At 69.1% G+C, this 20208-nt stretch carries 17 protein-coding genes; 11 read left to right on the top strand and 6 right to left on the bottom strand.

The window, feature by feature from the left end; all coding sequences use genetic code 11:
* Nucleotides 1-2: 2 nt before the first annotated feature.
* The 8 genes from atzF (at nt 3) to ASF57_RS03520 (ending at nt 9639) form a co-directional block, all read left to right on the top strand.
* Nucleotides 3-1826 carry an allophanate hydrolase gene (gene atzF, locus ASF57_RS03555; RefSeq protein ID WP_056479941.1) on the top strand — a complete coding sequence of 608 codons (1824 nt, stop codon included), beginning with the start codon at nt 3-5 and terminating at the stop codon, nt 1824-1826.
* 119 nt (nt 1827-1945) lie between these two features.
* Nucleotides 1946-4171, top strand: a complete 2226-nt coding sequence (locus tag ASF57_RS03550; protein ID WP_244476785.1) for a glycosyltransferase family 2 protein — start codon at nt 1946-1948, stop codon at nt 4169-4171.
* Between the two features lie 118 nt (nt 4172-4289).
* The gene (locus tag ASF57_RS03545; protein ID WP_056479938.1) at nt 4290-5609 is read left to right on the top strand and encodes an SLC13 family permease; all 1320 of its coding nucleotides are present in this window, start codon (nt 4290-4292) and stop codon (nt 5607-5609) included.
* A gap of 167 nt (nt 5610-5776) precedes the next feature.
* On the top strand, nt 5777-6178 hold the full coding sequence (gene sdhC / locus ASF57_RS03540) for a succinate dehydrogenase, cytochrome b556 subunit (RefSeq protein WP_056479934.1): 402 nt from the start codon (nt 5777-5779) through the stop codon (nt 6176-6178).
* Between the two features lie 12 nt (nt 6179-6190).
* A complete protein-coding gene (gene sdhD, locus ASF57_RS03535; RefSeq protein WP_056479931.1) occupies nt 6191-6604 on the top strand; it encodes a succinate dehydrogenase, hydrophobic membrane anchor protein in 414 nt (137 codons plus the stop codon).
* Nucleotides 6605-6651: 47 nt separating this feature from the next.
* Complete coding sequence (sdhA, locus tag ASF57_RS03530; protein WP_056479928.1) at nt 6652-8478, top strand: succinate dehydrogenase flavoprotein subunit; 1827 nt, start codon at nt 6652-6654, stop codon at nt 8476-8478.
* 55 nt (nt 8479-8533) lie between these two features.
* Entirely contained in the window at nt 8534-8833 is a 300-nt protein-coding gene (locus ASF57_RS03525; RefSeq protein ID WP_056479925.1) for a virulence factor, read from the top strand.
* Nucleotides 8834-8835: 2 nt separating this feature from the next.
* A complete protein-coding gene (locus ASF57_RS03520) occupies nt 8836-9639 on the top strand; it encodes a succinate dehydrogenase iron-sulfur subunit (RefSeq protein WP_056479922.1) in 804 nt (267 codons plus the stop codon).
* Nucleotides 9640-9770: 131 nt separating this feature from the next.
* Here the strand turns inward: ASF57_RS03520 and ASF57_RS03515 are convergent, their stop codons facing one another.
* The 3 genes from ASF57_RS03515 to ASF57_RS03505 form a co-directional block, all read right to left on the bottom strand.
* Nucleotides 9771-12935: a multidrug efflux RND transporter permease subunit gene (locus ASF57_RS03515; protein WP_056180284.1), complete on the bottom strand. Its 3165-nt coding sequence runs from the start codon at nt 12933-12935 to the stop codon at nt 9771-9773.
* Nucleotides 12936-12938: 3 nt separating this feature from the next.
* Nucleotides 12939-14273 carry an efflux RND transporter periplasmic adaptor subunit gene (locus tag ASF57_RS03510; protein ID WP_244476784.1) on the bottom strand — a complete coding sequence of 445 codons (1335 nt, stop codon included), beginning with the start codon at nt 14271-14273 and terminating at the stop codon, nt 12939-12941.
* A gap of 329 nt (nt 14274-14602) precedes the next feature.
* Nucleotides 14603-15055 (bottom strand): hypothetical protein, encoded by a 453-nt coding sequence (locus ASF57_RS03505; RefSeq protein ID WP_156375928.1) that lies wholly within the window; start codon nt 15053-15055, stop codon nt 14603-14605.
* Nucleotides 15056-15302: 247 nt separating this feature from the next.
* On the opposite strand from ASF57_RS03505, the gene ASF57_RS03500 reads away from it, so the two are divergent.
* Both ASF57_RS03500 and ASF57_RS03495 read left to right on the top strand, forming a co-directional pair.
* Entirely contained in the window at nt 15303-15875 is a 573-nt protein-coding gene (locus tag ASF57_RS03500; protein ID WP_056180290.1) for a L,D-transpeptidase, read from the top strand.
* Nucleotides 15876-15941: 66 nt separating this feature from the next.
* Entirely contained in the window at nt 15942-16742 is an 801-nt protein-coding gene (locus ASF57_RS03495; RefSeq protein WP_056479917.1) for a TSUP family transporter, read from the top strand.
* 75 nt (nt 16743-16817) lie between these two features.
* Here ASF57_RS03495 and ASF57_RS03490 read toward each other — a convergent pair whose 3' ends face one another.
* Both ASF57_RS03490 and ASF57_RS03485 read right to left on the bottom strand, forming a co-directional pair.
* The gene (locus ASF57_RS03490; protein ID WP_056479914.1) at nt 16818-17030 is read right to left on the bottom strand and encodes a DUF4287 domain-containing protein; all 213 of its coding nucleotides are present in this window, start codon (nt 17028-17030) and stop codon (nt 16818-16820) included.
* A 100-nt stretch (nt 17031-17130) separates the two neighbouring features.
* Nucleotides 17131-18099, bottom strand: coding sequence for an SMP-30/gluconolactonase/LRE family protein (locus tag ASF57_RS03485; RefSeq protein WP_056479908.1), 969 nt, complete (start codon nt 18097-18099; stop codon nt 17131-17133).
* A 107-nt stretch (nt 18100-18206) separates the two neighbouring features.
* On the opposite strand from ASF57_RS03485, the gene ASF57_RS03480 reads away from it, so the two are divergent.
* Nucleotides 18207-19118 (top strand): LysR substrate-binding domain-containing protein, encoded by a 912-nt coding sequence (locus ASF57_RS03480; protein WP_056479905.1) that lies wholly within the window; start codon nt 18207-18209, stop codon nt 19116-19118.
* Here ASF57_RS03480 and ASF57_RS03475 read toward each other — a convergent pair.
* A complete protein-coding gene (locus ASF57_RS03475) occupies nt 19094-20140 on the bottom strand; it encodes a MaoC family dehydratase (protein ID WP_056180304.1) in 1047 nt (348 codons plus the stop codon). The two genes, ASF57_RS03480 and ASF57_RS03475, sit on opposite strands and share 25 nt — an antisense overlap.
* Nucleotides 20141-20208 lie beyond the last annotated feature (68 nt).

Raw genomic sequence — 20208 nt, 5'->3', positions numbered from 1 at the left:
CCATGCTGCCCACGATCCTGGACATCGCGAGTCTGCGCGCGGCCTTCGCCGACGGGAGTCTCGACCCGGTCGGTCTCGCCGAGTTCGTCGCCGAGCGGATGGCGGCCGCGTCCGACCCGGCCATCTTCATCACGCCGGTGCCGCGCGCCGACCTGATCGCGGCGGCCCGCGCCCTGATGCAGGCGCACCCGGAGCCGAATTCCCTGCCGCTCTGGGGCCTGCCCTTCGCCGTCAAGGACAACATCGATGTGGCGGGCCTGCCCACCACCGCCGCCTGCCCGGCCTTCGCCTCCGTGCCGGAGCGCGATGCCGCGGTGGTGGCGCGCCTGAAGGCCGCTGGCGCCCTGGTGACGGGCAAGACCAACCTCGACCAGTTCGCCACCGGCCTGAACGGCACCCGCTCGCCCTACGGTGCCCCGCGCAGCGTGTTCAACCCCGATTTCGTCTCCGGCGGATCGAGTTCCGGTTCGGCCGTGGCCGTGGCGGCGGGGCTTGCCTGTTTCAGCCTCGGCACCGACACCGCCGGCTCCAGCCGCGTGCCGGCGGCCTTCAACAATCTCGTGGGCATCAAGCCGACGCCGGGGGCGCTCAGCACCACCGGCCTTGTCCCGGCCTGCCGCAGCCTTGACTGCATTACGATCTTCTCCGCCACCGTCGGCGACGGCATCGCCGTGCGACGGATCGCCGAGGGCTTCGATCCGGCCGATCCCTATTCGCGGACCGCGCGGCCGCATCCGCTCCCGGGCACGGGCCTGCGCTTCGGGGTGCTCGGCCCCGCCGAGCGGGAGTTCTACGGCGATGCCGAGACGGCGGCGCTCTACGACGGCGCCATCGCCCGGCTCGAGCGCCTCGGCGGCGTCGCGGTGCCGTTCGACTACGCGCCGTTCCGCGCTATCGCCGCGCTGCTCTATGACGGCCCCTGGGTCGCCGAGCGGCTGGCGGCCATCGCCGAATTCTACGCCGACCACCCCGACGCCCTCGACCCGAGCGTGCGCGCCATCGTCGAATCCGCGAAGCGCTACAGCGCGGTCGACGCCTTCCGCGGCCGCTACGCCTTCGAGGCCCTGAAACGCCGCACCGACACCATCCTGGCCGATCTCGACGTGCTGCTGCTGCCGACCTCCCCGACCATCTACACGGTGGCCGAGATGCAGGCCGAGCCGATCGCGCGGAACAGTCATTTCGGCCGCTACACCAATTTCGCCAACCTGCTCGGCATGGCCGCCATCGCGGTCCCGGCCGGGTTCCGCCGCGACGGGCTGCCGGCCGGCGTGATGCTGGTCGGCCCGGGCTTCAGCGACGAGGCACTGGCACCCTGGGCCGATGCGCTGCATCGCGCGCTGGGCGCGGGCGCGGGCGCGGGCGCGGGCATGGGCATCGAGCGCGGGCGCGCGTTGCCCGAGGCGAGCCGGGTTCCGCCCGTCGCCTCCGGGCAGATCCCCCTGGTGGTGGTCGGCGCCCATCTCACCGGGCTCGCCCTGAACCACCAACTTCAGGATCTCGGCGCCACTTTTCTGCGCGCCACCCGGACGGCGTCCGATTACCGGCTCTACGCCCTGCCCGGTACGGTGCCGCCGAAGCCCGGCCTCGTGCGCGCACCCGGCTTCGATGGCCCGGGCCTGGAGGTCGAGGTCTGGGGCCTCGAGCCGGCGGCTTTCGGGCATTTCGCCGCCGCGATCCCGGCGCCGCTCGGCATCGGCAAGATCACCCTGGCCGACGGCGAATCCGTCTCGGGCTTCCTGTGCGAGGCGCATGCGGTGGCGGGCGCCCCCGAGATCACCCGGTACGGGGGCTGGCGCGCCTACCTCGCGGCCGAGTCGGCCTGAGGCGGCCCCGGCCGCCCTTGCGAGGGTCGGCGGGCATGCCCTAAACCCCGGGCGCGGCGGGCTCAGGGCCTGCCGGCCGGCTCGGCCAGCCCTGAGCCCGCATCGAAGAGGATCCGGGTTTGCCGCGCATTCTACGCTGTCGCCTCGACCCGTTCAGCCAGATCGAGGCGGACGGTTCCCCCGACACGTGGCGCGCGACCGGGTCGGACCCGCATTTCCGGCTCTGGCCGGCGGCCGGACGCAGGCGTCATCGCGGCGGCTGGGTCCGCATCCGCGCCGACCTCACCGCCCTCGACCGGACCAAGCTCGTCCCGATCCTCTACGTCGATGACGGCAAGGGGTTTCGCGAGACGCTGACCATCCCGCTCGAGGCCGATGCCGCCGGCATCGACAACCTGGTGCACCTGCCCCGTCGCGTCCGCGGCCTGCGCCTCGATCCGATGAGCGGTGCCGGCCGCTTCCACCTCGGCCATGTCAGCCTGACGCATCTCGGCGTCGTCGGCGCCACACTGGAGACCGCCCGTCGACTTCTGGACCGGCTGCCGGCGGAGGCGCGCACGGCCGCCGGCATCGTGTCCGCGATCCGGGCCGCCGCGCGCGAACGACCGGTGCGCGACCTCTGGCGCGACTTCCGCGCCAGCGCCCGGCCGCGCCCCGTGCCAGCCTCCTACACCGCCTGGATCGAGAAGGTCGAAACCCCGTCCCGTCTCAGCGTGGCGGCGATGCGCGCCGAGATCGCGGGTTTTCGCCTGCGTCCGCGCATCTCGATCGTCATGCCGGTCTACGATACGCCGAAGCGCTGGCTGGAGGCCGCCATCGCGTCGGTGCAGGCGCAGGCGTACGAGGATTGGGAACTGTGCCTCTGTGACGACAACTCGCCGGCACCGCATATCTGGCCGATGCTCCAGGCCTACGCCGCCGCCGATCCGCGCATCAAGATCCATCGCCGCGCCACCAACGGCCGCATCTCGGGCGCTTCGAACGACGCCATGGCGCTGGCGACCGGCGCCTACATGACGCTGATGGATCACGACGACCTGATCCCCGACAACGCGCTCTACGCGTTCGCCCGCGTCCTGAACGCCGACGACACGGTCGATTTCATCTACTCGGACGAGGACAAGATCTCGATCGACGGCGTGCGCTACGAGCCGTTCTTCAAGCCGGACTGGTCGCCGGAAGCCCTCGAAGCCTGCATGTACACCGCGCATCTGGCGCTCTACCGCATGGACATCGTCCGGCGGATCGGCGGTTTTCGCGATGCCTGCAACGGCGCGCAGGATTACGACTTCGCCCTGCGCTACACCGAGCACGTCCGCAACGTCGTGCACGTGCCGAAGGTGCTCTATCACTGGCGCGCGATTCCGGGCTCCACCGCCCAGACCATGGACAACAAGGACTACGTCATCGCCGCGGCGATCCGAGGTCTGGAGGACCGTGCCCGGCGCACGGGCGAGCTCGACTTCGCCCGCCCGAGCGCGTTCAAGGGCTGTTTCGAGATGCGGCGCAGGCTGACCGCGCGCCCCCGCGTCTCGATCGTGATTCCCACCGCCGGGCGCGACAGCCTCGTCGGCGGCAAGGCGGTCGATCTCCTCGCCGCCTGCCTCGACAGCGTGGCGGCCCTCAGCACCTACCCCGACATCGAGTTCGTGGTGGTCGACAACGGCGACCTGCGCCCGGCAACCGAGGCGGCCCTCGTCCGCCACGGCGCCCGGCGCGTCACCTGGGCGGAGCCGGTCTTCAACGTGGCCGCCAAGATGAATCTCGGCGCCGCCGCGGCGAGCGGCGAAGTCCTGGTCTTCCTCAACGACGACATCGCCGTCATCACCCCCGACTGGATCGAGGCCCTGCTGGCGCAGCTGCAGATCCCCGGCGTCGGCGCGGTCGGCCCCAAGCTCCTGTTCGAGACCGGCGAGATCCAGCACGCGGGCGTCTCGATCGTCGATGCGACGCCCGACCATGTCCGGCGCGGCTATCCGGGCGACGATCCCGGGCACTTCTTCTCCACGGTGGGAACGCGCAACTATCTCGCGGTCACGGGCGCCTGCGTGATGGTGCGCCGCGCCGACTTCGAGAGCATCGGCGGGTTCGATGCAGGCTTCGCGGTCAATTACAACGACGTCGATCTGTGTCTTCGGCTGCGCGAGCGTAACCTGCGCAGCGTCTACTGCCCGCAGGCCAGCCTCTACCATTACGAGAGTCGCAACCGGGCACGCATCGTCGACCCGGCCGAGCACCGGCGCTTCCGGGATCGCTGGGCGGCGAAGCTCCCGCGCGATCCCTATTATGGCGAATGGTTCGAAGCCCTGCCGCCGACCTTCGAACTCGATCCCGCGCGCTTCTGAGCCTTCGCCGCACGCGAAGGCTGAATCGGAAAATCTCGAATTGCGAACCGGTCCAAGGTAGGAGCAGTGTCCCGGCTCATCATCGGGATGGCAGCGGTCGATGCCGGCAGGGACGTTCATGGGCGGGGAGGCGACGGTCGCGGTGACCGCGCTCTTGCTCGTGCTCTGCATGGGCCTGTGGGCGAGCGGCCTCGTCGCCGAGATCGTCACCGCGATGCTGTTCTTCGCCGGCGCGATGCTGTTCCGGCTGGCGCCCCCCGCGACCGTGTTCTCGGGGTTCGCCTCCTCGGCGTTCTGGCTGGTCCTGAGCGGCATGGTGGTGGGGCTCGCCATGACGCGGTCCGGCCTCGGCGACCGTCTGGCGCGAAGCCTCTCGGGCCATCTTTCGGCCTCCTACCCGGCTTTCATCGCCGGCATCGTCGCCCTGTCCTTCGCCGTCGCCTTCGTGATGCCGTCCAATCTCGGGCGCATCGCCCTTCTGGTCCCGGTCGTCCTCGCCCTCTGCGATGCCTTCGGCCTCGGTGCCGGCCGGGCCGGCCGCCACGGCGCCGTGCTGGCGGTGGGCCTCGCAACCCCCCTCCTCTCGGCCGCGATCCTGCCCGCCAACGTGCCGAATCTCGTGATGGCCGGCACCGCGGAGACGCAGTACGGGCTGCACATCGCCTACCTGCCCTATCTGCTGCTGCACGCACCGGTCCTGGCGCTGGCGAAGGGCGCCCTTCTCGTCCTGGCTATTCTCTGGCTGTTTCCGGATCGGCTCGACCCGGACTCGACCGGCACCGCCTCGGCGACGGAGCCCTTACCGCCTGAACCCCTGCGCCCCGAGGCCCGGCGCCTCGCCGTGATCCTGGCCGCCACCCTGGCCTTCTGGGTCACCGACAGCCTGCACCACATCGCCCCCGCCTGGGTCGGCCTCGTCGCGGCGATCCTGTGCCTGATGCCGCGCATCGGCGTTTTGCCGGCCGAGGCCTTCGGCGCGGTCAATCTGCGGACCTGCTTCTACGTCGCCGCGCTCCTCGGCCTCGTCGCCACCGTCAACGAGACCGGGCTCGGCGCCCGCCTCGGCCACGCCCTGCTCCACGTCGCGCCGCTGACGCCCGACGCCCCGGCCGCGAATTTCGCGATCCTGACCGGGCTGGCCTCAATCCTGGCCATCGCGGTCACGGCCAACGGCGCGCCCGCGCTCTACACCGCGCTCGCCGGCGAGATGGCCCGGGCCGGCGGCCTCGACCTGATGGCCGTGGTGATGATCCAGGTCGTGGGCTACTCGACCCTGTTCCTGCCGTATCAGGCGCCGCCCATCGTCCTCGCGATCGAGCTCGGAACGGTGCCGCTGCGGGCCGCGACGAAGCTGACCCTGGCCATGGGCTTCGCCTCGCTCGTCGTCGTCGCACCCCTGGATTATCTCTGGTGGCGTGCGCTCGGGTGGCTGCCATGAGGGTCCGATGGACGAATGACGAATCGGCGGCTGTGTCGCATGTGCACTGCAGCAAGCCGGGGTTGCGCATTGGCGGGTGCCCGCTAGCACTTTAGAGACAGTCCAAATTTTTCTTGTGGCCCATCTGAAAAAAGGATGGCGTCGCCCAGTCGAGGACCTTCCGCACGATGGCTCCCACCGTCCGTCCCACGGTCGCCCAACCGCTCTCGCCCCATCTCCAGATCTACCGCTGGACCTGGACCATGGCGATGTCGGTGTTCCATCGCATCACCGGCACCGCCCTCTATGGCGGCTCGGCCCTGGTGGCGATCTGGCTGGTGGCCCTCGCCTCGGGTCCGAGCGCCTACGGCACCGTGGCCTGGTTCTTCGGCTCGATCGTCGGGCGCCTCGTGCTGTTCGTCTACACCTGGATCCTGATGCACCACATGCTCGGGGGCCTGCGCCACTTCATCTGGGATTTCGGCCACGGCCTCGACCGGGAGCGCCGCATGTGGCTCGCTCGCGGCACGCTCATCGGCTCCGTGATCCTGACTGTCCTGATCTGGGCGCTCGCCCTCGTGCTGCGCTGAGGAGCCGTCCCGATGGTCGATAACCGCCAGAACACCAACGTCACCATGCGTACGCCGCGCGCCCGCGTGAAGGGCCTCGGCGCCTCCGGCCACGGCGCCGGCCATTGGTGGCTGCAGCGGCTCACCGCCGCCTCCAACGCTCCCCTGATGATCGCGTTCGTGGTCATCGTCGCGCTGATGGCCAATCGCTCCTACCCCGAGGCGATCGCCCTGATGTCGCACCCGGCGGTTGCGCTCATCCTGATCCTCGCCGTGATCTCGGTCACGCTCCACATGAGGATCGGCATGCAGGTCGTCATCGAGGATTACGTCCACCACAAGGGACTGAAGCTCACGGCCTTCTTCGCCAACAATTTCTACGCGGTCATCGTCGCCGTGGCCTGCCTGTACGCGATCCTCCGCGTCAGCCTCGGCAAGCTCGTCTAGCCCGGCACGCTCGTCTGACCCGCATCCCGAACCCGAAGGATCTGCCCATGGCCACCAACGGAACCGCCAGCGACGGCAACGGCGCCCCCGCCTACACCATCAACGACCACACCTTCGACGTGGTGGTGGTCGGCGCCGGCGGCGCGGGCCTGCGCGCCACCGTGGGCTGCTCCCAGGCTGGCCTGCGCACCGCCTGCATCTCCAAGGTGTTTCCGACCCGGTCGCACACCGTTGCGGCCCAGGGCGGCATCTCGGCCTCCCTCGGCAACATGGGACCGGACGACTGGCGCTGGCACATGTACGACACCGTGAAGGGGTCGGACTGGCTCGGTGACCAGGACGCGATCGAGTACCTCGTGCGCAACGCCCCGGCGGCGGTCTACGAACTGGAGCATTGGGGCGTGCCCTTCTCCAGAACCGAAGAGGGCAAGATCTATCAGCGCCCGTTCGGCGGCATGACCACGGATTACGGCAAGGGCACCGCCCAGCGCACCTGCGCGGCGGCCGACCGCACCGGCCACGCCATGCTGCACACCCTCTACGGGCAGGCGGTGAAGAACCACACCAACTTCTTCATCGAGTACTTCGCCCTCGATCTCATCATGGACGAGGAGGGCCGCTGCCTCGGCGTCATCGCCATCGACCAGGCCAGCGGCGAGATCCACCGTTTCCGCGCCCAGCAGACCATCCTGGCCACCGGCGGCTACGGCCGCTCGTACTTCTCGGCCACCTCCGCCCATACCTGCACCGGCGACGGCAACGCCATGGTGCTGCGCGCCGGCCTGCCGCTGCAGGACATGGAATTCGTGCAGTTCCACCCCACCGGCATCTACGGCGCCGGCTGCCTGATCACCGAGGGCGCCCGCGGCGAGGGCGGCTACCTGACCAATTCCGAGGGCGAGCGCTTTATGGAGCGCTACGCTCCCTCGGCCAAGGACCTCGCCTCCCGCGATGTGGTCTCGCGCTCGATGACCATGGAGATCCGGGCCGGGCGCGGCGTCGGCAAGTCCAACGACCACATCTACCTGCACCTCGACCATCTCGACCCGGCCATCCTGCACCAGCGCCTGCCGGGCATCTCCGAATCGGCCAAGATCTTCGCGGGCGTCGACGTAACCAAGGAGCCGATCCCGGTGCTGCCGACGGTGCACTACAACATGGGCGGCATCCCGACGAACTATCACGGCGAGGTGCTGACCCTGAAGAACGGCAACCCCGATACGGTGGTGCCGGGCCTGATGGCGCTGGGCGAGGCGGCCTGCGTCTCGGTGCACGGCGCCAACCGCCTCGGCTCGAACTCGCTGATCGACCTCGTGGTGTTCGGCCGGGCCGCCGGGCTGCGCTGCGCCGAGATCGTCGAGCCGGGCGCCCGCCAGATGGACCTGCCGAAGGACTCCGCCGACAAGGCGCTCGCCCGCCTCGACCGCTTCCGCTACGCCAACGGTGGCACCCCGACCGCGCAGCTGCGTGCCGAGATGCAGAAGACCATGCAGAACAACTGCGCGGTGTTCCGCACCGGCGAGGTTCTGGAGGAGGGCAAGACCCTCATCCACAAGGTCGCCGCCGGCATTCCGGACATCCACGTCAACGACCGCTCGCTGATCTGGAACACCGACCTCCTCGAGACCCTGGAATTCGACAACCTGATCGGTCAGGCCGTCGTCACCATGGAATCTGCGGCCAACCGCAAGGAGAGCCGCGGCGCCCATGCCCGCGAGGACTTCCCGGACCGCGACGACAAGGAATGGATGAAGCACACGCTCGCCTGGATGGACGACACGTCGAAGCAGGTCAGCATCGATTACCGCCCGGTCCACACCTACACGATGTCGAACGAGATCCAGTACATCGAGCCGAAGGCACGGGTGTATTGAGCTGATGGCGTCACGATCTGCTTCAATAGGTCATAACAGCCGAGGGGGTGGGCGGGTGTACGCTATCGTCTTCGATTTCGACACAGAGACCCTGCGGCAGCTCTATCCAAATCCATCCTGGAACAACCCTTACGCCGATGTCCGAAACTATCTGACGTCTCGCGGCTTCGAGTGGAAGCAAGGAAGCGCGTATTTCGGCGATGAAACCGTCGATGCTGTTCGTTGTGTGCGCGTGATCCAAAAACTTTCCCGCCGTTATGCTTGGTTCAAACCATCCGTTCGCGACATCCGGATGCTCCGAATCGAAGAAAATAACGATCTGATGATTGCCCTCGATGATGAGGACGACGACTAATCATGGCTGAATTCACCCTTCCCAAGAACTCCAAGGTCACCGAGGGCAAGACCTGGCCTCGGCCCGCGGGGGCCAACAACCTTCAGGAATTCCGGATCTATCGCTGGAATCCCGACGACGGGAAGAACCCGCGCGTCGACGTCTACCAGGTCGACCGGGACGATTGCGGGCCGATGGTGCTCGACGCCCTGTTGTGGATCAAGAGCAAGGTCGACTCGACCCTGGTGTTCCGCCGCTCCTGTCGCGAGGGCATCTGCGGCTCCTGCGCCATGAACATCGAGGGCCAGAACGCGCTGGCCTGCACCATGGGCATCGACGAGTGCCAGGAGCACGCCAAGGGCAAGAAGACCGGCGCGGTGCGGATCTACCCGCTGCCGCACATGCCGGTGCTGAAGGACCTCGTTCCGGACCTGACCAACTTCTTCGCTCAGCACGCCTCGATCGAGCCCTGGCTCCAGACCGAGACGCCCGCGCCCGAGGGCGAGTGGAAGCAGACCCCCGAGGACCGGGCCCAGCTCGACGGCCTGTACGAGTGCATCCTCTGCGCCTGCTGCACCACCTCGTGCCCGAGCTACTGGTGGAACGGTGATCGCTTCCTTGGCCCGGCCGCCCTGCTCCAAGCCTATCGCTGGTTGATCGACAGCCGCGACGAGAGCACCGGCGAGCGCCTCGACGCCCTGCACGATCCGTTCCGGCTCTATCGCTGCCACACGATCATGAACTGCGCCAACGCCTGCCCGAAGAGCCTGAACCCGGCCAAGGCCATCGCGGAGATCAAGAAGATGATGATCGCCCGAGAGGTGTAGCTTTTCCCCCTCCTCGTAAGACCCACTGAAAAGGGCGCGCGGTTCTGAACCGCGCGCCCTTTTTGATTGTCCATTGCCCGATGTTCGTAGCCTGCCCTGAGGCCGCGCAGCGGCCTCAGGGTGGCGGCGTCCTACTCGGCGGGTGCGTGGTGCGGCACGTGCACGGCACCGGGCTCGGCCTCCGACCGGATGCCCTCGGTGGCGTCCTTGCGCCGGAAGATCCGCATCACCACCACGAAGAACACCGGCACGAACAGCACGGCCAGCACGGTGGCCGAGACCATGCCGCCGAGCACGCCGGTGCCGATCGCCTGCTGGCTCTTCGAGGCCGCGCCGGTGGCGATCGCCAGCGGCACCACGCCGAAGATGAAGGCCAGCGAGGTCATCACGATCGGCCGGAAGCGCAGCGTCGCCGCCTCGATGGTCGCGTCCACCAGGGAGGTCCCGGGCTTCCACAGGTCCTTGGCGAATTCCACGATCAGGATCGCGTTCTTGGCCGAGAGACCGATGATCGTGATGATGCCGATCTTGAAGTAGACGTCGTTGGGCAGACCGCGCAGGTAGACCGCCGCCACCGAGCCGATCACCCCGAGCGGGATCACGAGCAGCACCGAGAACGGGATCGACCAGCTCTCGTAGAGCGCGGCGAGGCACAGGAACACGATCAGGATCGACAGCCCGAGCAGCAGCGAGGCCTGCGAGCCCGCCTGCTTCTCCTGCAGCGACTGACCGGTCCAGGCGTAGCCGAAGCCTTTCGGCAGCTGCTCCATCAGCCGCTCCATCTCGTTGAGCGCGTCGCCCGAGGTGTAGCCCGGGGCCGGCTCGCCGGTGATGCGGACCGACTGGTAGCCGTTGAAGCCGATGATCTGGGCCGGGCCGACGCCCCATTTCAGGTCGGCGAAGGAGGACATCGGCACCATGGTGCCGGAGGCGTTCTTCACCCCGTAATTCAGGATGTCGGCCGCCTTCAGGCGCTGCGCGTCTTCCGCCTGGACGATGACGCGCTGCATCTTGCCCCGATTGGGGAAGTCGTTGGTGTAGACCGAGCCGAGATTGACCTGGATGGTGTTGTTGATCTCCTCGAAATCGACCCCGAGGGCGGCCGCCTTCTCGCGGTCGATGACGAGTTCCGCCTGCGGCGCCGGGGGCAGGCCCTCGACATAGACCTTCTGCAGGACGGGGCTCTTGCGGGCGAGCGACAGCAACTGCTCCTGGGCCGCCATCAGGGCCGAGTAGCCCTTCTGCGCGCGGTCCTGGAGTCGGAAGCTGAAGCCGGAGGCGTTGCCAAGATTGTCGATCGGCGGCGGCTCGAGGGCCTGGATCACCGCGTCCTTGTAGGATGCCAGCGCCTTGTTGGTGCCCTCGATCAGCTTGGCGGCCGAGTTGTCGGCATCGCGCTCGCCCCAGGGCTTCAGGGTGACGAAGGCCTGTGAGGTGACCTGTCCCTGGCCCGAGAACGAGAAGCCGTTGACGACGGTCACGGTGGCGACGCCCGGCTGCGCCAGGAGATGTTCCTCGACCTTCTTCACCGCCGCCTCGGTGCGGTTGAAGGAGGAGCCGGGCGGGGTCTGGATGTCGACGGTGAAGAAGCCCTGGTCCTCCACCGGCAGGAAGCCCTCCGGCAGGCGCAGGAAGGCGTAGCCGAGGCCGATGACCAGGGCGAGGTAGACCAGCATGACCCGGCCGGAGCGCTTGATCAGGCCGGCGACGCCGCGGCCGTAGCGGGCGGTCTCGCGGTCCACCACCCGGTTGAACCAGCCGAAGATGCCGCCCTTGGAATGGCCGTGGCCCTTCTCGATCGGCTTCAGCAGGGTGGCGCACAGGGCCGGGGTCAGCGACAGGGCCAGCAGCGCCGAGAAGGCGATCGACGTCACCATCGCGATGGAGAACTGGCGGTAGATGATGCCGACCGAGCCGGGGAAGAACGCCATCGGGATGAACACCGCGATCAGCACCAGCGTGATGCCGATGATGGCGCCGGTGATCTGGGTCATCGCCTTGCGGGTGGCCTCCTTCGGGGAGAGGCCCTCCTCGTTCATGATGCGCTCGACGTTCTCGACCACCACGATGGCGTCGTCGACGAGGATGCCGATGGCCAGCACCATGCCGAACATGGTGAGCACGTTCACCGAGAAGCCGGCGAGCAGCATCACCGTGCAGGTGCCCATCAGGGCGATCGGGACCACGATGGTGGGGATGAGCGTGTAGCGGATGTTCTGGAGGAAGACGAACATCACGATGAAGACCAGCACCACCGCCTCGACCAGGGTGTGCAGAACCTTCTCGATGGAGGCCTCGACCGCCGGGGTGATGTCGTAGGGGATGTCCCACTTCACGTTCGACGGGAAGAACTGCGACAGCTCCTCCATCTTGGCGCGGATGGCCGAGGCGGTCTGGAGGGCGTTGCCGTCGGGGGCCAGGGTCACCGAGATGCCGGCGGCCTCGCCGCCGTCGAGGCGGGTGGTGAACTTGTAGTCCTCGCCGCCGAGCTCGATCCGGGCGACGTCGCGCAGGCGCACGTTGGAGCCGTCGGAATTGGCGCGCAGCACGATGGCGCCGAACTCCTCCGGCGCGGTCATCTGGCCCTTCACGATGATGGGGAAGTTGACCGGGTTGCTCTGCGGGCTGGGCATCGCGCCGACGGCGCCGGACGCGATCTGGACGTTCTGGTTGGAGATCGCCTTCGACACGTCGGAGGCGTTGAGCGACAGGCCGCGCAGCTTGTCGGAATCGATCCAGATGCGCAGGCTGCGCTCGGTGGAATACAGCGTCGCGCGCCCGACGCCCGGGATGCGGCGGATCTCGTTGATGACGTTGCGGATCAGGAAGTCGCCGAGGGCGATCTCGTCCATCGATTTGTCGGGCGAGACCAGGGTGATGATCTGCAGGGTCGCGGCGGAGGCCTCCTCCACCAGGGTGCCCTGCTGGCGCACCTCCGCCGGCAGGCGGGCCTCGACGCGCTTGAGGCGGTTCTGCACCTCGACGCCCGCGAGGCTCGAATCGGTGCCGGGCTGGAATTGCGCGGTGATTTCGACCACGCCGAAGGCATCGCTGGCCGATTCGAAGCTGAGGATGTTGGCGGCACCGTTCAGCTCATCCTCGATGAGCCGGGTGGTGCCGGTGTAGAGGTTCTCCACCGACGCGCCCGGATAGGCGGTCGAGAGCGCGATGGAGGGCGGCGCGATCACGGGATACTGCGCCACCGGCAATTGCGGGATCGTGAGCAGGCCGCCCAGGATGATGAAGAGGGCGACGACCCAGGCGAAGACCGGCCGGTCGATGAAGAAGCGAGCCATGGTTCAGCGCACCTGCGACACGGGCTTGGGGGCAGCCGTATTGGGTGCCGCCGTCTGGGGCGACGCGGGCTTGGGCGACGCGGGCATGGGCGACGCGGGCTTGGGCGCGCCCGGCACCTCGGCGGCCTCGGGCTCCGGAACTTCGGTGTCGCGGGGCTTCGGCTCGGCGTCGGCGGTGGCGACCCGCAGCTCGACGGTCTTCACCTGCTGGCCGGCGGTGATCTTCTGCACGCCCTCGACGACCACGCGGTCGCCGGCCTTCAGGCCGGAGCGGATGACCCACTGGTTGTCGACCACCGGGCCGACCTCCACCGGCTGAAGCATGACCTTGCTGTCGTCGCGCACCACCCAGACCTCGGCCTTGCCGTCGTTGGTCCGCTGGATCGCCTGCTGCGGCACCGCGAGCGCATCGGTGTCGATGCCCTGCTTGATGCGGGCACGCACGTACATGCCGGGGAAGAGCTCGTCGTGCGGGTTCGGGAACAGCACGCGCAGGGTCACCTGCCCGGTGCTCGGATCGGCGGTGACATCGGAGAACAGCAGCTTGCCGGCCGAGCCGTAGAGCGTCCCGTCATCCATGATGAGGTGGACGTTGGCGGTGTCGGCCGAGAGGCGCGAGAGTTCGCCGCTGGCGAGATCCCGGCGCAGCTTGTTCAGCTCGCCGACCGACTGGGTGATGTCGACGTAGATCGGGTCGAGCTGCTGGATGGTGGCGAGGTTGGCGGCGCCGCCCTGCTCCACCAGGGTGCCCTCGGTGAGCAGCGCGCGGCCGATGCGGCCGGAGATCGGGGCGCGGACATCGGTGTAGCCGAGATTGAGCTTGGCCCGGTCGCGCGTCGCCTTGGCGCCCGCGACCTCGGCCTGGGCCTGCTTCAGGCCCGCATAGGCGGCGTCGTACTGCGCCTGACTCGCGGTCTGGCGCGAGAGCAGCTGCTCCAGGCGGTCGGCCTGCTGTCCGGCGAGGACCTGCGCGGCCTCGGTCCGGGCCAAGGCGGCCTCGGCGCTCTGCAGCTCGACCTCGAACGGGGCCGGGTCGATCTTGTAGAGAACGTCGCCTTCCTTGACCAAGCTGCCCTGCTCGAAGGTGCGCTTCACCACGAGGCCGGAGACGCGCGAGCGCACCTCGGCGATGCGCAGCGGCGCGACGCGGCCCGGCAGGTCGCGCACGTAGGGGATCGGCTGTTCGCGGACGGTGACGATGCTGACTTCGGGCACCGGTCCGGGGACCGGGGCCGCCGCCTGCTGTTTCTGATTGCAGGCCGATAGGGCGACCAGGACGATGCCCGCGGCGAGCGCGGTCGGCCGGGCCCCGAACAGGCGGTGGTTGAAAGACGTCACGATCGCGTCGCTCCTGCGCAATTCCGGCGGATGGCCCGCAGACACGGGCCGGCATCGCCGCGTTCAAGGTCCGGGCCCCCTGATCGCCGCGCGCGGCTGGGGCCATGGCAAGCGCCGGGCCATTCTGCATGGCCGGACGTGGGGTGGTGGCGGTCACAGGTGCGGCGGCTTGGCCCGTGCCCAGGGGGCGCGGATCGGCCGGACCCGGTCCGAATCGTCCGATGACGAGGCTGGGATGGCGCACAATCTGGGCGTTCCGACGACGCAGGTTGTATTCGACACGAAAAAGTCAGGTCGAATCCCGCGTCCGCCGGAAAGCGGCAGACGGTTCAGGCCGGAAGGGCGAGCCTGGGGGGCCGATCGGGGGGCGCGACCGCCCGTGTGGCGGGCGCCGGCAGGACGCGCGGCAGGACGAGGCGATCCGTCCGGTGCTCGGTCGCCTGCGGGATGCGCAGGGCCGCGACGTTGCCGTAGCTGTCGTCGAGGTCGATCATCGCGGCCGAGATGCGCAGGTTCGTGTCCCGATTCGGCGGCAGCGTCGAAGCGGCCATCACGGCCTGACGCTCGAAACCGCGCGGGACCTCGCCCGCCATCCGCAGGAGCGGCAGCACGGCGCAGACCAGAAGCAGCATCGCGAGGAGACCCGACGCGAGCACGCCGAGAGCCCGCAGGACCGGGCGCGCCAGGATCGGCGAAGCCCGAAGACGCCCGGGCGAAGCCGGGACGCGCTCGGGCGAAGCCGGGTCGGCGGCGCGCGCGGTATGGAAATCTGCGGAACTCACGGTTCCGAGTCTGGGGTCAAAGGGCCTTGGCCGCAAGTTCCTGCGGCATTGTGTCAGGGCGGACGGGCGGATCGGAGAGCCCGAGTCGCGGGCGTTGCCGGGATCACACAGGGGCGGCGCCTTCGATCCTGGCTCGGTTGACCGCCCTCTCCCATCCCGCCAAGGCTCTCGCCCTCGACCACATGCCTTCCGGACACGCCGGGCGCTCGCGCCTGCGCTCCCCCGGTTATCGGCTGGAGGACAGACCATGCAGACGCGCCGCGCTCTCGCCGCATCCGCCCTGGCGGCGGCCCTGACCCTTGCGACCGGACCGGCCTTCGCCGGCAACCCGTTCGACAGCGGGCCGATCGCCGACTTCATGAACATCTTCAAGGAGCAGGCGATCCCGCGCGAGACCGTCGCCTGGAAGGGCGCCGAGAAGCCCGGCACCATCGTGGTCTCCACGAGTCAGCGCCGGCTCTTCTACGTGCTCGGCGGCGGCCAGGCCGTGCGCTACGGCGTCGGCGTCGGCCGCCAGGGCTTCTCGTGGTCCGGCGAGAAGACGGTGACGATGAAGAAGGAATGGCCGGATTGGCGCCCGCCGGCGCAGATGCTGGCGCGCCGGCCCGACCTGCCGCGCTTCATGGCCGGCGGCCAGGACAACCCGCTCGGCGCCCGCGCCCTCTATCTCGGCTCCTCGCTCTACCGCATCCACGGCTCGAACGAGCCCGAGACCATGGGCGCCGCCGTCTCGTCCGGCTGCATCCGCATGACCAACAAGGACATCGTCGACCTCTACGATCGCGCCAAGGTCGGCACCAAGGTCGTCGTCCGCAACTGAGGACGGCCACCACCCCGGCGAGACCGCCGCCGGCCGGCCTCGCTGGACCTGAGACGTGAGGACGGGATGATCTTCGGAGTCGATATCGGCCTGATCGCGGGTCTGTTCGCGGTCGCGCTGGCGGCCGGCTGCGTCGACGCAATCGCGGGCGGCGGCGGCCTCCTGACCCTGCCGGCTCTGCTGCTCGCCGGTCTCGATCCCGTCTCCGCCATCGCGACCAACAAGCTCCAGGGCAGCGCCGGCGCGGTCTCCTCCACCCTCGCCTTCGCCCGCCGCCGCCTGATCCACTGGCCGGACGCCTGGAAAATCGCGGTGAGCGCCGGCTGCGCCTCCATCGCGGGCGCGCTCTGCGTCAGCCTGCTGCCGCGGCCGGTTCTCGACGCGGCCGTGCCCATCCTTCTGGTGGCGATCGCGATCTATTTCGCCACCGCCAAGCGCATGAGTAACGAGGACGCCACCGCCCGCATCACGCCGAACTGGTTCGCCCTGACCTGGGCGCCGGCGGTCGGCTTCTATGACGGCGTGTTCGGTCCCGGTGCCGGGGCCTTCTACATGATCGGCTTCGTCACCCTGCTGGGCCTCGGCGTGGTGAAGGGCACCGCCCACACCAAGCTCGCCAACGCGGCGAGCAACCTCGGCAGCCTCGCCCTGTTCGCGCTCGGCGGCCACGTGGTCTGGGCCATCGGCCTGGTGATGGCGGTGGGCGCCTTCGTCGGCGCGCAGATCGGCTCGCGCCTGGCGATCCGCATGGGCGCCCGCCTGATCCGTCCCCTCCTCGTCACCATCGCGTGCCTGATGGCTCTGCGCCTCCTGTCCGATCCGGCCAATCCGCTGCGCCGCGCCGTGGCCGGATGGTTCGGGGGGTGATCGCCGAACGCGGTCGCCCGTAAAGCCGAGGGCTTCGCGAGCGTCGCTGCACGTCGGTGTCTCGGCGGGATGGCGTCACGCTTTCCGCGTCGCCAGGACATGCGCCACGATCGCATTGGCGTGTCCATGGCCCATGCCATGCTGGGTCTTCAGCATCGCGACGAGTTCCATGTGCTTGGCCGGAAGCCTGTCGAGAACGATCTGCTGCCAGACGGCGATGGGCCGGCCATAGGTCTTCTCGATCGACGGGAAATAGGAGGCCGGACCTTTGGTCGTCTCGGTTGCCACGGCGCGTCGTCCTTCGCGTGCAGGCGGATGACTTCAATGTGAACAAGCCAACCTGAACACATCCTGCCGCCTTCGCAACCATGGCACGGAGCCGGTCGGGTCACGGGCGGCCGGGCCGAAGGTAGCGAGCGACGCGCTGGCCGGTGAAGCTGGCGACCCAGACCTCACCGCCGACCCCGAGGGCTCCGGTCGCGCCGCCGAAGCGGGAATCCCCGCCGCGCACGACGACACGGGTCGCCAGGGTTTCGGGATCGACCTCCATCACCGTGAAGGCCATCGGGCAGGGCCGTCCGGCGGCCTCGCAGCCGAACACCGCGCGCGGCGTCGCGTTCTGGCCTGCCAGCAGCAGGCGTCCATCCGATCCCCAGCGCAGGTTGTCCGGAAGGAAGTCGAGGTCGACAGCGGTGATGCCGCCCTCCCCCATCAGCGGGAAGCGCCAGAGCCGACGCGTCGCCCATTCGGACACGATCACGAAGCGGCCATCGCGGGTGAGTTCGATCCCGTTGGCACCGGAGAGCGGGCGTGGGGCGATCGAAGCCCATCCGCCCTCGGGCGACCAGTGCCAGACCCCGCCGGTGGGCGTGCCGGCCTCGAATTTCGCCAGGAAGTCCGGATCGCCGGGATCGAACATGCTGGTCACGACGAAGCCGCCCTCCGGGGTCGGCGCGATGCCGTTGCCCCAGGTGCCCGGCGGCATCGCCACCCGGCGCACGGCCCGTCCGCGCGGGCCGGAGGGCGTCACTGCGAGATCGAAGATGTCGACCGCTTCGCCCGCGCCGTGATCGACGACGTAGAGTTCGAACGCGCCCGGGCCGGTGGCCCGGGTGTTGATGCCGTGGGGTGAGAACGTGCCGGCGACGGGGGCGCCCGTCAGCATGTCCGCCGAGGGAAACAGGGCGAAAGGCGGGCGGTCCGGATGCTCCGCATCCACGACGGAGAGGCGGCCGCCGCCGCCCCGGGGCGACGGCATGCTGCTGACGACGATCCAGGCGGTTCCGTCGAGGCGCACGAGATCCTCGGGATGGGGAACGTTCTCCACGAAGGCGTAGGGGGGCGTCGCGTGGTCCATGGCTGTTTCCGGTCGGGATGCGGGCGCTCAGGGTCCATCGCCGCAACTTTGGAAACAATGGCTCGCCCGGGACTGGCACTGCGGACGGATACGCTATGATCCCACACATGGACCGCCTCGCCGCCCTTACCGCCTTCGTCCGCACCGCCGATGCCCGCAGCTTCGCAGCCGCCGCCCGCACCCTCGGGCTGTCCCCGTCGGCCATCGGCAAGAGCGTCGCCAAGCTGGAAGCCGAATTGGGCGTCCGCCTGCTCCAGCGCACCACCCGGAGCGTCAGCCTCACGGCGGAAGGCGCCCTGTTCCTCGAACCGTGCCGCAGGGCGCTCGACGCCTTGGCCGAGGCGGATCTCGCCGTCAGCGCGGTGGCGTCGTCCCCACGCGGACGGCTGCGACTGAGCCTGCCGACGATCGGGTATCGCTTCCTGGTGCCGCTGTTGCCGGGCTTCGCCCGACTCTATCCCGACATCCGGCTCGATCTCGATTTCAGCGATCGGATGGTGGATCTGGTCGAGAAAGGCTTCGATGCCGCGATCCGCAGCGGCGTGCCGGCGGATTCGCGCATGGTCGCGCGCCGGATCGGCGGTTTCCGGATGGTGCTGTGCGCGGCGCCGTCCTACCTCGCGCGGGCCGGAACCCCCCGTGCCGTCGACGATCTGAGCGCCCATGCCTGCCTGCGCTTCCGGCAGGCATCGGCGGCGAACCCGCAGCCCTGGGTCCTGCGCGGCATGGCCGCGACGGCCGCCGACGCCTTTCCGACCCCCCTCGTCGCCAGCAACATGGAGGCCCTGCGCGCCGCCGCCATCGCGGGTCTGGGGATCGCCGCGATGCCGCGCTTCCTGGCCGCCGAGGCGCTGTCACAGGACGCGCTGACGGAAGTCCTTCCGGAGGCTCTGGCCGAGGGCGGCGATTTCTGGCTCGTCTGGCCCTCGAACCGCCACCTGTCGCCGAAGCTCCGCGTCTTCGTCGACTTTCTGGTCGCGAATTTCGACGCGGATCAGCGCGGCATGAAGGCCCAGTAATCCAGGTCGAGGATGACCGACGGGTCGTAGCCGTCGCCGGTCTTGTCGGGGTGGTTGCCGCAAGGCTGATTCTTGGTGGCGACGGTGCGCAGGCGCAGGGCGCCGATGTCGGTGCGGCCGGGCAGGTCGGCGGTCTCCAGCACCTCGCTCCAGGCATAGACGGTGTCGCCGGCAAACAGAGGGGCCACGTGGCGCCCGGCATTGATGCCCGCCAGCGCGAAGGCGTTGCCCAAACCGTTGAAGCTGAGGGCGCGCGCGAGCGAGATCACGACGCCGCCGTAGATCAGGCGCCGACCGAAACGGGTGTCCTTGGCCGCGTAGCCGTCAAAATGCACCTTGGCGGTGTTCTGGTACAGGCGTGTGGCGATCTGGTGCTCGGCCTCCTCCACGGTCATGCCGTCGACGTGGTCGATCTTCTCGCCCACCACGTAGTCGCCGAAGCGGTGCGGCGAGCCGGCGAGTTCGACGTCGTAGGCGCCCGGATTCAGGGGCGGCAGGGCGCTGGCGAGGTCGGCCGGGTCCACCACCTTGGCGAAGGTCGGCACGTGCTCCTGCGCGATCGTCGCCTCGGGGTCGCGCTTCTTCACCAGCACCCAGCGGCAATAGCTCAGCACGGTCTCGCCCTGGGCGTCCGAGCCGGTGGAGCGCACGTAGACCACGCCGGTCTGGCGATTCGAGCTCTCCTTGAGGCCGATGACTTCCGACACGGTCGAGAGGGTCTCGCCCGGATAGACCGGCCGGCGGAAGCCGCCCTCGGCGTAGCCGAGATTGGCCAGCGCGTTGAGGGAGATGTCCGGCACGGTCTTGCCGAAGACCACGTGGAAGGTGAGGAGGTCGTCGAGCGGGCTCTGCGGATAGCCGATGGCGCGCGCGAAGGCGTCCGAGGATTGCACGGCGAAGCGGGGGCCGTAGAGCGCGGTGTAGAGCGCGACGTCGCCGAGGGTCACCGTGCGCGGGGTGGCATGGCGGATGGTTTCGCCGAGGCGGTAATCCTCGAAGAAGCGGCCGGGATTGGTCTTCATGATTCGGGCGTCCCTCGAACGGCGCGGCGGCTCGCGTTTCTTGTTGTGTCAGGCTGGGCGGCGAGCCG

The sequence above is a fragment of the Methylobacterium sp. Leaf117 genome (assembly GCF_001422985.1).
Taxonomy (GTDB): Bacteria; Pseudomonadota; Alphaproteobacteria; order Rhizobiales; family Beijerinckiaceae; genus Methylobacterium.
Note: the sequence above shows the minus strand (reverse complement) of the source record. Positions and strands in the feature narration are given on the sequence as shown.